The 13,400-nt window shown below is 73.4% G+C and carries 13 protein-coding genes; 2 read left to right on the top strand and 11 right to left on the bottom strand.

All coding sequences use genetic code 11. From position 1 onward, the window contains the following. Nucleotides 1–24 precede the first annotated feature (24 nt). The 6 genes from ACH4NX_RS07320 to ACH4NX_RS07295 form a co-directional block, all read right to left on the bottom strand. Nucleotides 25–1,170: a glycosyltransferase family 4 protein gene (locus tag ACH4NX_RS07320; RefSeq protein WP_398127828.1), complete on the bottom strand. Its 1,146-nt coding sequence runs from the start codon at nucleotides 1,168–1,170 to the stop codon at nucleotides 25–27. 186 nt (nucleotides 1,171–1,356) lie between these two features. Beyond that, complete coding sequence (locus ACH4NX_RS07315; RefSeq protein ID WP_398127827.1) at nucleotides 1,357–2,118, bottom strand: hypothetical protein; 762 nt, start codon at nucleotides 2,116–2,118, stop codon at nucleotides 1,357–1,359. A gap of 343 nt (nucleotides 2,119–2,461) precedes the next feature. Further along, nucleotides 2,462–4,204, bottom strand: a complete 1,743-nt coding sequence (recN, locus tag ACH4NX_RS07310) for a DNA repair protein RecN (RefSeq protein WP_351402323.1) — start codon at nucleotides 4,202–4,204, stop codon at nucleotides 2,462–2,464. Nucleotides 4,205–4,365: 161 nt separating this feature from the next. Beyond that, nucleotides 4,366–5,271, bottom strand: coding sequence for an NAD kinase (locus tag ACH4NX_RS07305; RefSeq protein ID WP_398127826.1), 906 nt, complete (start codon nucleotides 5,269–5,271; stop codon nucleotides 4,366–4,368). Then, the gene (locus ACH4NX_RS07300; RefSeq protein ID WP_351402319.1) at nucleotides 5,268–6,083 is read right to left on the bottom strand and encodes a hemolysin; all 816 of its coding nucleotides are present in this window, start codon (nucleotides 6,081–6,083) and stop codon (nucleotides 5,268–5,270) included. The genes ACH4NX_RS07305 and ACH4NX_RS07300 overlap by 4 nt, the downstream gene beginning before the upstream one ends. 7 nt (nucleotides 6,084–6,090) lie before the next feature. Continuing rightward, nucleotides 6,091–6,366, bottom strand: a complete 276-nt coding sequence (locus tag ACH4NX_RS07295) for a hypothetical protein (protein ID WP_351402317.1) — start codon at nucleotides 6,364–6,366, stop codon at nucleotides 6,091–6,093. A 42-nt stretch (nucleotides 6,367–6,408) separates the two neighbouring features. Here ACH4NX_RS07295 and ACH4NX_RS07290 point away from each other — a divergent pair, with 42 nt between their 5' ends. After that, nucleotides 6,409–6,756 carry an SCP2 sterol-binding domain-containing protein gene (locus tag ACH4NX_RS07290; RefSeq protein WP_351402315.1) on the top strand — a complete coding sequence of 116 codons (348 nt, stop codon included), beginning with the start codon at nucleotides 6,409–6,411 and terminating at the stop codon, nucleotides 6,754–6,756. On the opposite strand, the gene ACH4NX_RS07285 is transcribed toward ACH4NX_RS07290, so the two are convergent. The 4 genes from ACH4NX_RS07285 to ACH4NX_RS07270 all read right to left on the bottom strand — a co-directional run bounded on the left by ACH4NX_RS07285 (nucleotide 6,740) and on the right by ACH4NX_RS07270 (nucleotide 10,959). After that, a complete protein-coding gene (locus ACH4NX_RS07285; protein WP_398127825.1) occupies nucleotides 6,740–7,651 on the bottom strand; it encodes an ABC transporter ATP-binding protein in 912 nt (303 codons plus the stop codon). The genes ACH4NX_RS07290 and ACH4NX_RS07285 overlap by 17 nt on opposite strands. After that, complete coding sequence (locus tag ACH4NX_RS07280) at nucleotides 7,648–8,712, bottom strand: FecCD family ABC transporter permease (protein ID WP_398127824.1); 1,065 nt, start codon at nucleotides 8,710–8,712, stop codon at nucleotides 7,648–7,650. Before ACH4NX_RS07280 ends, ACH4NX_RS07285 begins: the two co-directional genes overlap by 4 nt. Beyond that, entirely contained in the window at nucleotides 8,709–9,755 is a 1,047-nt protein-coding gene (locus ACH4NX_RS07275) for an iron chelate uptake ABC transporter family permease subunit (RefSeq protein ID WP_351402311.1), read from the bottom strand. The genes ACH4NX_RS07280 and ACH4NX_RS07275 overlap by 4 nt, the downstream gene beginning before the upstream one ends. Before the next feature lie 166 nt (nucleotides 9,756–9,921). Then, nucleotides 9,922–10,959: an HAD-IIA family hydrolase gene (locus ACH4NX_RS07270; protein ID WP_398127823.1), complete on the bottom strand. Its 1,038-nt coding sequence runs from the start codon at nucleotides 10,957–10,959 to the stop codon at nucleotides 9,922–9,924. A 72-nt stretch (nucleotides 10,960–11,031) separates the two neighbouring features. On the opposite strand from ACH4NX_RS07270, the gene ACH4NX_RS07265 reads away from it, so the two are divergent. Then, nucleotides 11,032–12,324 carry a DUF1015 domain-containing protein gene (locus tag ACH4NX_RS07265; RefSeq protein ID WP_398127822.1) on the top strand — a complete coding sequence of 431 codons (1,293 nt, stop codon included), beginning with the start codon at nucleotides 11,032–11,034 and terminating at the stop codon, nucleotides 12,322–12,324. A 64-nt stretch (nucleotides 12,325–12,388) separates the two neighbouring features. On the opposite strand, the gene ACH4NX_RS07260 is transcribed toward ACH4NX_RS07265, so the two are convergent. Then, a complete protein-coding gene (locus ACH4NX_RS07260; RefSeq protein WP_351402332.1) occupies nucleotides 12,389–13,168 on the bottom strand; it encodes a hypothetical protein in 780 nt (259 codons plus the stop codon). Nucleotides 13,169–13,400: the final 232 nt, after the last annotated feature.

The raw sequence follows: 13,400 nt of genomic DNA, 5'->3' as shown, positions 1-13,400 counted from the left end.
GAAGAGCACGCCGGAGCAGCGCGCTCAGAGCAGCGGCGTGGGCTGCGTCAACTCGTCGTAGACACTGAGGACCTGGGCGACGGTCTCGTCCTCGGTCGGCCAGGTGGCCGCCTGCCGTACGCCCTCGTCCCGCAGCCTGTCGCGCCGTCCGGGGTCGTCGAGCAGCCGGACGACGGCGTCGGCGAGTGCCTCCGCGTCCCCCGGCGGGACCAGTTCGGCGGCGCCGCCGACGAGTTCGGGAACGCCGCCCACCTCGCTCGCGACGAGCGGCACGCGTGCGTGCAGGGCCTCCTGGGCGAGGACGGAGCGCGCCTCCCGGCGAGCGGGCAGCAGGGCCAGGTCGGCCGCCCCCAGCAGGTCGGTGATGTCGTCACGGCTGCCGATGAGCACCACCGGCAGCTCCTCGTCCTCGATCCGTCGCTGCAACTCCCCGCGCAGGGGGCCCTCCCCGGCGACGACGACCAGGGGGACCGGGTCGAGGCGGCGCCACGCGCGCGCGGCGTCGAGCAGGACGTCGTACCCCCGGTGCCGCTCCAGGGAACCGACCGAGATCAGCAACGGGCGGGCGATGGCGCCGAGTTCGGCCCGGATCTTGGGGCGGCGCGGGTCCGGGTCGTCGGGCTCGGCCGGTCGGCACGGTCGGGCGGGGAGCGCGACGGGGCCGAGCCGGGCGTCCCGCGCGCCGGTCCGCCGTGCCCGGTCGACCAGTTCGGAGGTGGCGCCGAGCACCACGGTGGCGGCCTTCATCACCCGTCGCTCCAGCACGCGCAGCAGTTGGGCGCGCGCTCCTTCGGCGTGGACCCGGTCGTGCCAGGTGACGACGAGCGGAGTGCGGACCCGCCGTCCGCCGAGGGCCAGCGCGGCGCGGAAGGAGGCGTGCAGCCCGTGCGCGTGCACCAGGTCGGCGTCCGTGCACACCGCGCGCAGCGCGGCCACGGAGACGGGATCACTGCTGCGCGGCACGTGCACGTGGCCTGCTCCGGCACCCGTGAAGTCGTAGGTGCGTTCCGCATCGGAGGGGGCGCACACCGTCACCTTCACGCCCCGTGCGACGAGCCCCGCGGCCAGGGAGCGCACGTGCGCGCTGCTGCCGGCGTTGCCGCCGCCCAGCACCTGTACGGTGCGCAGCGGCGACTGGCCGTGCGGCGAGTGGCTGCTCACGGGGGTCACGTGGCCGGGGACTCCTGGTTCGGCGGGGGACGGTCACGAAGAACGTACAGAAGGATGGTGCGGAGAGGGCGCGCCGCGCGGTTTCCGGCGTGCTGCTCCGTCAAGGATGCCAGGCCGTACGGGTGTTCCGGGAACGATGACCCTCACGAAAGGGGGCCGTCGGGCAACGGGACAGGGCCAGTTCACTCACACGAGTGATCGTGCCGCCTCGCTCACCTTCTCCCCGTACACCGCCGCGGCCACGAGTGCCACAGTGTGCGCGGCGAGCCCCACCCGGCCGTTCCCGGCCACCACCGCGACGCCGAGGGCCGCGCCCAGTGCGTGCGCTCCCGTGTCACCGAGCATCGTGCGCCCGGCGAGGTCGTCGGGCAGTACGGCCGACGCGGACCCCATGGCGGCGGCCGCCGCCTCCGCTCCGGGGCCCCCGCGCAGCAGCCCCGGAGCCCCGAGCGCGAGGACCGACACACCCGCCCGACCCGGGCGTACGTCCACGAGGTTGACGAGATGCGCGGCCCCGGCGATGACGACGCCCGCGAGCACCTTGTCCAGCGGCCGTTCCTTCAGCACCGCGCCGGCGGCGAGCCCGGCCGCGGAGATGCCGAGCAGCTTCACCGCCCCGCTGGTGACCTCACCGTTGCGCAGTGCCGACAGATGCGCCCGGAACCCGCGCCGGGGATCCCCGGCGCCCACCGCGTCGTCGTAGGCCCCGCAGACACCGGCGGCGAGCACGGCGAAGCCGGCGGCGGGCCGTACCCGCGCCGTCCCCACCGCCACCGCCACGGCGCACGCGGGTCCGGCGCAGAGGTCCACGGTCCGTCCGGCTTGGTTCTCGCGCTCCCAGCGGTCCCGGCGGCCCGGCGCCGTGGCGCGCAGCGCGGTCAGGCCGGTCCGCGCGAGGGCGGCGGCGAGGACGAAGGAGGTGCCGGTCCGTCGGGCGCGCTCGATCATCGGGCCACCCTACGGGACCCCGGCGAGTGCCCTCCCCCGAACGCCCGCACGGCATTACACCGGACGCCCGCACGGCACCGCACCGCCGAGGAACCCGCTGGGCCCACCGATCGCGGCCCGCCGCGGAGCGCCGAGCCGCCGGCACGCGCAAGCAGCCTGGGCCCCCGCCGTCCTGGTCGGCGGCCGAAGGGCCGCGCGGAGCACCTGACCCCCACGAAGCGCCTGGCCCGCACGGAGCACCTGGGGCGGCACCGAACGTCGCGGCGTCGCGCCCGCCCGGGCGGCGGTTCCGGTGGGCCGGGCGGTTCCGCTCCGGCCACCGTGTCGTGGCCGGACCGGACCCCTACGCGTCCGCCCTGGCCGTCTCGAGCAGTTCCTCCGCGTGGGCCCGGGCCGTCTCCGAGTCCTCCTGGCCGGCCAGCATCCGGGACAGCTCCCGGATCCGTTCCTCGCCCTCCAGCACCTTCACGCCGGACCGGGTGACCGACCCGTCGCTCGTCTTCTCCACCAGCAGCTGCCGGTCGGCGAACGCGGCCACCTGCGGAAGATGCGTGACGACCACGACCTGCGCGCTCTTCGCGAGCCGCGCCAGGCGCCGCCCGATCTCCACCGCCGCCTTGCCGCCGACACCCGCGTCGACCTCGTCGAAGAGGTACGTCGGCACCGGGTCCGTACCCGCGAACACGACCTCCACGGCCAGCATCACGCGCGACAGCTCACCGCCGGACGCACCCTTGGCGATCGGTCGCGCCGGCGTGCCCGGATGCGGGGCGAGCAGCAGCTCGACCTCGTCGGCGCCCGACGGCCCGTACGCGACCGTGCGTCCACCGACCTCCACGCCCTCCGGATCCTCGGCCTGCCGGATCGCGAACGACACGCGCGCGTGGGGCATCGCGAGCGAGGCCAGCTCGGCGGTCACCGCGGCGGCGAACCGCTCCGCAGCCTCCGTGCGCGCGTCCGTCAGTGCCTGCGCCAGCCCGCCCAGCTCCGCCCTGAGCGCGTCCCGCTCGGCGGTCAGCTCACCGATCCGCTCGTCGTCGCCGTCCAGCTCGGTCACCCGCGCGGCGCTCCGCTCGGCCCAGCTCAGTACGGCGCTGACGTCCTCGCCGTACTTCCGCGTCAGCGCGGTGAGCGCGGCCCGGCGCTCCTCGACCGCCGAGAGTCGCAGCGGGTCGGCGTCCAGGTCGTCGGCGTACCCCGCCAGCTCCCCGGCCACGTCGCGCAGCAGGATCCCGACCTCGCCGATCCGCTCGGCGAGCGCGGCCAGCGCCGGGTCGTGCGACCGCACGGCGTCCAGGGCCCGCTGAGCGCCCGCGACGAGCGTCGCCGCGTCCACGCTCTCGGGGTCCTCCGGATTGCCCGCCAGGGCGGCGTGAGCGGCCGTGGCCGCCGAGGCGAGCGCCTCGGCGTGGCCCAGCCGCTCCGCCTCCTCCGCCAGCTCGGCGTCCTCGCCGGGGCGCGGCTCGACCGCCGAGACCTCGTCGAGGCCGTAGCGCAGCAGATCGGCCTCCTGGGCCCGCTCACGCGCGCGCGTGGTGATCTCGTCCAGCTCCGTGGCGACGGCCCGCAGCCGCCGGTAGGCCCCGGCGTACTTGGCGAGCGGACCGGCGACCGCGTCACCCGCGTACCGGTCCAGCGCCTGCCGCTGCCGGGACAGTTTGAGCAGGCCCTGCTGGTCGGTCTGCCCGTGCACGGCCACCAGTTCGTCGGCCAGCTCGGCGAGTACCCCCACGGGCACCGACCGCCCGCCCAGGTGCGCGCGCGACCGCCCCTCGGCGGAAACGGTACGGCTGATCAGCAGCACCCCGTCGTCCAGCTCGGCCCCGGCCTCCTCGGCCCGGACGGCGACCGCGGCGTCCCCGGGCACGGCGATCCGTCCCTCGACGACCGCGTTCTTCGCCCCGATCCGCACGAGCGCCGCGTCCGCGCGTCCGCCCAGCAGCAGGCCCAGGCTGGTGACCACCATCGTCTTGCCGGCACCCGTCTCACCGGTGACAGCGGTGAACCCGGGCGACAGCTCGACCACGGCGTCGTCGATGACTCCGAGCGACCGTATCCGCATCTCCTCAAGCACGGACACGACCATACGAGGTCCGAGCGGGGAAGCGCACACAGGCCGCCTGTGTCACCCGGGGAGCGCACGCCCTCAGGGGTGCGGGACTGTGCTGATGGCGGCTGCGCCGCGGGGCGCGACCAGCCACGACGCACCCGCGGCCCGCGAGGTACCGAACCACCCCATCGAGTCCGCTAGTGCGGCGCCCCCCGCCACCCGGACACCGGCAACGCGAACTTGGCCACCAGCCGGTCCGTGAACGACGCGTGGTGCAGCCGCGCCAACCGCACCGGCACCGCCCCCCGCCGTACCTCCACCCGCGCCCCCGGCGGCAGCTCCACCGTCCGCCGCCCGTCGCACCACAGCACCCCCGGCGGAATGTGCGGCAGCACCTCCACCGCGAGCACCGAGTCCGGCGAGGTCACCAGCGGCTTCGCGAACAGCGCGTGCGCGCTGATCGGCACCATCAGCAGCGCCTCGACCTCGGGCCACACCACCGGCCCCCCGGCCGAGAAGGCGTACGCCGTCGACCCGGTCGGCGTCGACAGCACGATGCCGTCGCAGCCGAATCCCGTCACCGGCCGGCCGTCGATCTCCAGCACGACCTCGAGCAGCTTCTCGGCACCGGCCTTCTGCACGGCGGCCTCGTTCAGCGCCCAGTCGGTGTGCACGATGTCGCCGTTGCGGTGCACGGCGACGTCGACGGTCATCCGCTCCTCGACCTCGTACGCCCGGTTCACCACCCGGTCGACGACCTTGTCGAGGTCGTCGCGCTCGGCCTCCGCGAGGAAACCGACCCGGCCGAGGTTGACGCCGAGCATCGGGACCCCGGAGGCGCGGGCGAACTCCGCGCCGCGCAGCAGCGTCCCGTCACCGCCGAGCACGATGAGCAGCTCGCACCCGTCGAGGCACTGCGTGGTGGCCTCCCCGGCCAGCTCCACCTCGTCGGGCAGCGGCAGATCACGTGCCTCGGCCTCCAGGACGCGCACGCCGATCCCGGCGAGCAGCAGCCCCTTGACCACGAGCTCCGCGCTGCGGATGGCCGCGGGACGCCCGGTGTGGGCGAGCAGGAAAACAGTACGCTCTCGGTTCTGTGTCAACTCGGCCCCTCCGCCACTGCACGGTCAACGTCGGCCGGGTCCAGTACGTCGGCGCCGGCCCGCAGCCACAGAAAATACTCGACGTTCCCGGAGGGACCGGGCAGCGGACTGGCGGTGACCCCCGCCACTCCGAGTCCCAGCTCCCAGGCCTTCTGGGCGACTGTCCGCACGGCCTCGGCCCGCAGCTGCGCGCTGCGTACCACTCCCCCGCTGCCCAGCCGCTCCTTGCCCACCTCGAACTGCGGCTTCACCATCATCACCAGATCGGCGTCCGGCCGTGCGCACCGCACCAGCGCGGGCAGTACCAGTCCTAGCGGGATGAAGGACAGATCCCCCACGACAAGGTCCACGGGCTCCCCGTCGATCGCTTCCGGCGTCAGTTCGCGTACGTTCGTACGGTCCTTGACGGTGACGCGTTCATCCTGCTGGAGAGACCAGGCGAGTTGTCCGTATCCGACGTCGACGGCCACGACGTGCGCGGCGCCCGACCGCAGCAGTACGTCGGTGAAACCTCCGGTGGAGGCGCCGGCGTCCAGCGCCCGGCGCCCCTCGACGACGAGCCCCTGCGGGACGAACGCCGCCAGGGCGCCGGCCAGCTTGTGGCCGCCGCGCGAGACGTAGTCGGGGTCGCTGTCGTCGGTGGTCACGACGATCGCGGCGGCGGTCTCCACCTGCGTGGCGGGCTTGGTCGCGACGGTCTTGCCGACGGCGACCCGCCCGGCGGCGATCAGCTGGCTGGCGTGCTCACGCGAACGCGCCAGCTTGCGGCGGACCAGCTCCGCGTCGAGACGGCGACGTGCGACTCCTGCCACGTTCGGTTCAGCTCCTGTTTTCGAGGGGTCGTGGGGGCCCCGGAGGTCCCGGGCGGGCGTCGAGCGCGGTGAGCGCGTCACGCAGCCCCCGGTGTACATCCTCGTACACCTCGACATGTCCGTCCGTGGCCAGGTGGTCGGCGTCTGCCAGCCGCGCCAGCCGGGCGTCCACCTCGGCGTTTCCGGTGGGGGCGCGTGGAACGCCCAGGGGGGCGGGCGCGGCTGGCTCGTACGCCGGGCGCGCCTCCTGTGCCTCCTGGGGCTCCGGTACGGGGTCGCTCATGCCCCGACGCTACCGCGTACGGCTGGGGTACGGTCGGTCCCGATGGCGACGACTGAGGAGTGCCGCGCCGCACTCGAAAAGCTCTCGGACAACATGCGGGGTGCCGAAGGGGACGCGCGGTCGGCCACCGAGCTGGACCGCTCGGTGAGCTGTCACATCACCGACCTGGACGTGACCTTCGCCGGACGCATGGCGGACGGCCGCATCGACGTACGCGAGACCCTCGAGGGGCCGCCGCGCGAGAAGGCCGAGATCAGGCTGGCGATGACCGGCGACGATCTGGTGGCCCTGGTCGACGGCGAGCTGAACTTCGCCAAGGCCTGGGGTTCGGGCCGGGTGAAGCTGGAGGCGGGCCTGCGTGACCTTTTCCGCCTCAGGAAGCTTCTGTAGCCGACACCTTCTCACCCGCCTGCCGGCCCGCTTTCTCGAGCCGGGAGTCGCCCGCGCCCCGTGCCTTGCGCGCGGCCGGCACCACCAGCGGCGTACCCGTCTCCGGGTCGTCGATGACCTGGCAGCGCAGCCCGAAGACGCGCTCGACGAGTCCGGCCGTGACGATGTCCTTCGGCGCGCCCTCGGCGATGATCTCGCCGTCGCGCAGGGCGATGAGGTGAGTGGCGTAGCGGGCGGCGTGGTTGAGGTCGTGCAGGACGGCCACGAGCGTGCGGCCCTGCTCCTCGTGGAGTTCCGCGCACAGGTCGAGGACGTCGATCTGGTGCTGGATGTCCAGGTACGTCGTCGGCTCGTCGAGCAGCAGCAGCGGGGTCTGCTGGGCGAGCGCCATGGCGATCCACACGCGCTGGCGCTGACCGCCGGAGAGCTCGTCGACGTAGCGCTCGGCCAGGTCGGAGATGCCGGTCTGGGCCATCGACTCCTGGACGACCCGCTCGTCCTCGGTCGACCACTGGCGCAGGATCCCCTGGTGCGGGTAGCGGCCCCGGCCGACGAGGTCGCCGACGGTGATGCCGTCGGGCGCGATGGACGACTGCGGCAGCAGGCCCAGGGTCCGCGCGACATGCTTGGCGGGCATCGACTGGATGACCGACCCGTCCAGCAGCACGCGGCCATGGGTGGGCTTGAGCATCCGCGACAGGGCCCGCAGCAGGGTGGACTTGCCGCACGCGTTCGGGCCGACGATCACGGTGAAGGAGTTGTCGGGTATCTCCACCGACAGCTTCTCCGCGATGACACGCTGGTCGTAGGCGAGGGTGACGTTCTCGGCGGTCAGGCGGTTCACGTTGCTCCTTTGGTTGTTCAGCCCGCTGCGGACACCCGTTCCGGCGCTCATATCCGGCCCGCCTTCCGCTCGGTGACCAGCAGCCACAGCAGGTAGACGCCGCCGAGGACGCCGGTGACCACACCGACGGGCAACTGGTCGGCGCCGAAGGCCCGCTGCGAGATCCAGTCGGCGCTGACCAGCAGGGCGGCGCCCATGCAGAGGGACGGCAGCAGGTTGGGACCCGGCGAACGGGTCAGGCGCCGGGCGAGCTGCGGCGCGGTGAGCGCGACGAAGCTGACCGGCCCCGCGGCGGCCGTGGCGGCGGCGGTGAGCAGCACGGCGGCCACCATGAGCAGCGCCCGCACGCGCTCGACACGTACTCCGAGGGCGTACGAGATGTCGTCGCCCATCTCCATCATCCGCAGCGCCCGCCCGTTGGTGAGAACGAGCGGAACGAGCACGGCGCACAGCGCGAGCAGGGGCCAGACGTGGTCCCAGTCGCGGCCGTTGAGGGAACCGGTCATCCACACGACGGCGCGGGAGGCGTCGACGATGTCGGCCCGGGTGAGCAGGTAACCGTTGACCGCCGTGACGATCGCGGACATACCGATACCGACCAGGACCAGTCGGTAACCGTGCACGCCTCGCTTCCAGGCGAGCAGATAGATGGCGAGGCCGGTCACCAGGCCGCCCACGAGGGCACCGACGGTGACCTGGGCCGAGCTGCCGGAGAACAGGACGATCATCGTGAGGGCGCCGGCCGTCGCGCCCTGCCCGAGGCCGAGCACGTCCGGACTGCCGAGCGGGTTGCGCGAGATGGCCTGGAACAGCGCACCGCCCACCCCGAGCGCGGCGCCGACCAGCAGTCCGACCAGGACCCGCGGCAGCCGCAGTTCGTTGACGATGAACTCCTGACCCGCGTTGCCCTCGCCGACCAGGGTCTTCAGCACATCGCCTGCCCGTATCGGGAAGTCGCCGGTGCCGATCAGCACCACGCTCGCGGCGAGCGCGACGGCCAGCAGCAGGACGACGACGGCCACGGTCCGGATGTCGAGGCGGAACGAGAGCCCGCCCGGGCTCCGCACGGCTCGGGTGGCCTTCACGGCCTTCCCGGTTTTCCCGTTCTTCACAGCTGGGCCGTCCTCCGCCGTCGTACGAGATAGATGAAGACCGGCCCGCCCAGGACCGCGGTGACGATGCCGACCTGGAGCTCCGAGGGCCGGGCGACGATCCGGCCGAGGACGTCCGCGCCCAGCAGCAGCACGGGCGACAGGATCGCCGCGTACGGCAGGATCCAGCGCATGTCGGGTCCGGTGAAGGAGCGGACGATGTGCGGCACCATCAGCCCGACGAACACGATCGGCCCGCAGGCGGCGGTCGCGGCCCCGCACAGCACGGTCGCGGCGAGCATGGACAGCGCCCGGGTGCGGTTCAGGTTGGCGCCGAGCGCCCTGGCGGTGTCGTCGCCCATCTCCATGGCGTTCAGCGGCCGGGAGAGCGCGAGGGCCAGGACAGTGCCCGCCACGAAGAACGGGAGCACCTCCTTGATGGTGCCGTTCGTCGCCGACGAGAGCGACCCCACCGTCCAGAAACGCATCCTGCCCAGCGCCGCGTCGTCCATGATCATCACGGCCTGGAGGTAGCCGAAGAGCGCGGCACTGATCGCGGTGCCAGCCAGCACCAGCCGTACCGGCGTGGCCCCCCGGCTGCCGCCCAGGAACCAGACCAGCGCGCCGACCCCCGCCGCGCCCGCGAAGGCGAACCACACGTACCCGGTCAGCGAGGTGACGCCGAAGAAGCTGATGGCCGTGACGACCGCCGCCGAGGCACCCGCGTTGATGCCGAGCAGCCCGGGATCGGCCAGCGGGTTGCGGGTGAGCGCCTGCAGCACGGCTCCCGCGAGACCGAGCGCGGCACCGGCGAGCAGACCGAGCACGGTCCGCGACAGCCGCTCGCCCACCACGATGTCGCCGTACGTGCCCGAGTCGTGGAACAGGCCGTGCCAGACCTGTGCCAGAGACAGGTCCTTCGCGCCGATCGCGATGCTCGTCAACGCGATGAGCACCAGGGCAGCCGCGGCGACGGGCAGCCCGACGGCACGTAGGACGCGGCGCTTCGGGGGCGGCGCGGGGGCGGTCTCCGCGCGCTGTTCGGGGGGACTGTCGACCAACACCCGGTTAGGTTAGCCTACCCTGCCAATCGATCACGATCCCAAGGATCTTCCCAGTCCCAAGGACGCCCTGGGGGATGTCCTAGGGGCGCCCTGGCGACGTCCTGAGGGCGCCCTCGGGGTCGTCTCTCGCTCCGCCCGCGGCAGGGCACCTTCCCCGCACGGTGGCTCACAATCCCAGTCGCGCCAACGCCTTCCCCGGGTCCAGCTCGCACCCTGCCTCCCCGCCCGCCGTCCAGGCCGCCGCGCACAGCGCACGCAGGCCGTCGAGCGCCGCGCCGTCTCCCTCCAGCTCCAGCCGCTCCTCGCCCGCCGTGGCCTTCCAGCCGCCGCAGCGGAATCCTCCGCTCCCGTCCCCTTCACCCGTGACCTCCGGTTGCGCGGTGAGCAACCCGCGCAGATCGGCGTCGACATACGTCGGCCGGTGCCGCGGCGGCGCCGCCAGCAGCTGTGCCCCGTCGGTCACGCCGGTCAGGACGAGCAGCGAGTCGACCTCCCCGTTGAACGCGCCCTCGATGTCCGTGTCCAGCCGGTCGCCCACCACCAACGGCCGCTGCGCGCCGGTCCGCAGGATCGTCTCGCGGTGCATGGGAGGCAACGGCTTCCCCGCGACCTGCGGATCGGCGCCGGTGGCGATCCGTACGACCTCCACCGCCGCCCCGTTGCCCGGTGCGATGCCCCGGGCGCCCGGGATCGTCAGGTCGGTGTTGGAGGCGTACCAGGGCACGCCGCGCGCGATCGCGTAACAGGCCTCCGCGAATCGCCCCCACGGCAGCTCCGGCCCGCCGAACCCCTGCACCACCGCCGCCGGATCGTCCTCCGCCGACTCCACCGGCTCCAGGCCGCGCTCGCGCAGCGCCACCCGCAGCCCGTCGCCGCCGATCACCAGCACCCGCGCGCCCGACGGCACCTGCTCGGCGATCAGCCGGGCCACCGCCTGCGCCGACGTGATGACGTCGTCGGCACCCGTCGGTATGCCCAGCTCGGTCAGGTGCTCGGCCACCGTTTCGGGAGTCCGGAGCGCGTTGTTCGTGACGTACGCCAGACGCATGCCGCCCGCGTGTGCCGTGGTGAGCGAGTCGACCGCGTGAGCGATCGCCTTTCCCCCGGCGTACACCACGCCGTCCAGGTCGAGCAGCGCCGTGTCGTACGCCTCGCTCAGGCCCCGCCCACTGCCCTCGGGCCTCGTCCTGACGCTCCGGCTCATGTGGCATCGCTCCTCGTTCGACGGCTTTCCCCCGATCATCCCCCATGCCACTGACACACGTACGATGCCGGGATGAACACTGCAGGTCACCCGGAAGCAACGGCGCGCCGGGGCCTGGAACTCACCCCGTTCCGAGGCCTCCGCTACGACCCGGACCGGGTTGGCGGCCTGGCCGCCGTGACGTCCCCGCCCTACGACGTCGTGGTCCGCCCCGACGGCCTGCTCCACCTCGAGTCGGCCGACCCGCACAACATCGTCCGTCTGATCCTGCCCCAGGCCGCCACGCCCGAGGCGCGCAACGACCAGGCCGCCCGCACCCTGCGGCGCTGGATGGCCGAGGGCGTCCTGACCGCCGATCCCGAACCGGGTCTGTACGTCTACGAACAACGCGACGGCGCGGGCATGCTGCAACGCGGCATCATCGGCGCCCTGCGCGTGTCGGACCCCTCGGAGCAGGTCGTCCTGCCGCACGAGGACGTCATGCCGCACGTCGTCGCCGACCGCGCGGCGCTCATGCGTGCCACCTCGGCGAACCTCGAACCCCTGCTCCTCACCTACCGCGGCGACGGCGCCACGACGGCCACGAGCACTCTCGTGGAACGCACCGCCGAGCGGCCGCCGCTTCTCGCGACGACCACGGAGGACGGCTTCCGCCACCGCCTGTGGTCGGTGACCGACCCCGCCGAGCTGGACCGCGTCCGGTCCGAGCTGGCCCGGCACCAGGCCCTCATCGCCGACGGCCACCACCGCTGGGCGACCTACCGCACGCTCCGCACGGAGCACCCCTCCCCCAGCCCCTGGGACCACGGCCTCGTCCTCCTGGTCGACACGGCCCGCTACCCACTGCGTGTCCGCGCCATCCACCGTCTGCTGCACGACCTCCCGGTGCGCGACGCCGTGTCCGCCCTGGACGGCCACTTCCGTGTCCGCCGTCTCGACACGCCGCTGGCAGATTCCATGGACGCCCTTGCGAGGGAAGCCGAGGCGAGCAACGCCTTCCTGCTCGCCGGTGACGGCGCGTTCCACCTCGTCGACCGGCCGGACCCCGGCCTGCTGGCACGCACGGTCCCCACCGACCGGCCCGAGGCCTGGCGCACCCTGGACGCCACGGTCCTGCACGCCACGCTCCTCGCCCACGTCTGGCACGTCCCGGACGACTCCGCCGCCCACATCTCCTACATCCACGACACGGCGGCGACCGTCGCGAAGGCGGAACGCGACGGCGGTACGGCCGTACTGATGCACCCGGTCCGCGAGGAGGTCGTCCGCGAGCTGGCCCAGCAGGGCGTCACGATGCCCCGCAAGTCGACGTCCTTCGGCCCGAAGCCGGCCTCGGGCCTGGTACTGCGCGCGCTGGACCTGTGACACGGCACGACGAAGGGGCGGGACCGTGTGCCGGTCCCGCCCCTTCGTCGTCATGTGACGGACGTCAGTCCTTCTCGCCCTCGCCGTCGGCGTCGGCCTTCTCGTTCTCGTTCTCGTCCGCGTCGTCGGCGGAAGAGCTCGCTACGTCGCTGTCACCCTCATGCTCGTCAAGGGCGTCCATGAACTCCACGCCGTCCAGCTCGGCGAGCCGGTCGGAGGCGTCCGTGCTGCCGTCCCGGTCGGACTCCACGGCCTTGGCGAACCACTCCCGCGCCTCCCGTTCCCGGCCGGCGGCCAGCAGCGCGTCGGCGTAGGCGTACCGCAGACGGGGGGTCCAGGGCTGCACGGAGTTGGAGGCCAGCTCGGGGCTCTGCAGCGTCACGATGGCCGCCTCCAGTTGCCCCATGTCCCGCCGGGCGCCGGCCGCGACGAGCCGCATCTCGACCTGACCGGCCTTGTCCAGCTTGTGCACCTCGGGGGCGCCCGCCATGTCCAGCGCCTTCTCCGGCCGGCCGAGCCCGCGCTCGCAGTCGGCCATCACCGGCCACAGCTCGACAGAGCCGGTCATCCGCCGCGCGGCCCGGAACTCGGCCAGCGCCTCGCTGTACTTCTGGTTGGCGTACGCGGCGAACCCGCCCGCCTCCCGTACGGCGGCGACGCGGGACGCCAGACGCAGGGCCACCTTGGAGTAGCCGTACGCCGCCTCCGGGTCCTCGTCGAGCAGCCGCGCGACCATCACCAGGTTCCTGGCGACGTCCTCCGCGAGCGTCTTGGGCAGGCTTTGCAGCTCCTGCCGTACGTCCTTGTCGATCTCGTCGCCCGTGACCTCCTCGGGGATCGGCAGGCGCTTGATCGGCTCGCGGTCCCGGTCCCGCTCCTCGCGGAATCGGCCACCACCGCCGTGCCGGTCGTCACGCCCGTGGAAACCACCGGGTCGCCCGCCCCGGTCGTCCCGGCCACGGAACCCACCGCGGTCGCCACCGCGACTGTCGTCACGCCGGCCGAAGCCGCCGCGCTCACCGCGGTTGTCGTCACGCCGGAAACCACCACGGTCACCGCGGTCGTCACGACGGAAC

Source organism: Streptomyces sp. NPDC017225, from assembly GCF_044331465.1.
Taxonomy (GTDB): Bacteria; Actinomycetota; Actinomycetes; order Streptomycetales; family Streptomycetaceae; genus Streptomyces.
The sequence above is the reverse complement of the archived record's forward strand: the minus strand, read 5'-3'. Positions and strand labels throughout refer to the sequence as shown.

What these genes read in the sequence shown, in the direction of transcription:
- ACH4NX_RS07315 (WP_398127827.1), bottom strand. Translation starts at nt 2,118, where the DNA reads ATGATCGAGCGCGCCCGACGGACCGGCACCTCCTTCGTCCTCGCCGCC.
- recN (WP_351402323.1), bottom strand. Translation starts at nt 4,204, where the DNA reads ATGGTCGTGTCCGTGCTTGAGGAGATGCGGATACGGTCGCTCGGAGTC.
- ACH4NX_RS07295 (WP_351402317.1), bottom strand. Translation starts at nt 6,366, where the DNA reads ATGAGCGACCCCGTACCGGAGCCCCAGGAGGCACAGGAGGCGCGCCCG.
- ACH4NX_RS07290 (WP_351402315.1), top strand. Translation starts at nt 6,409, where the DNA reads ATGGCGACGACTGAGGAGTGCCGCGCCGCACTCGAAAAGCTCTCGGAC.
- ACH4NX_RS07285 (WP_398127825.1), bottom strand. Translation starts at nt 7,651, where the DNA reads ATGAGCGCCGGAACGGGTGTCCGCAGCGGGCTGAACAACCAAAGGAGC.
- ACH4NX_RS07270 (WP_398127823.1), bottom strand. Translation starts at nt 10,959, where the DNA reads ATGAGCCGGAGCGTCAGGACGAGGCCCGAGGGCAGTGGGCGGGGCCTG.
- ACH4NX_RS07265 (WP_398127822.1), top strand. Translation starts at nt 11,032, where the DNA reads ATGAACACTGCAGGTCACCCGGAAGCAACGGCGCGCCGGGGCCTGGAA.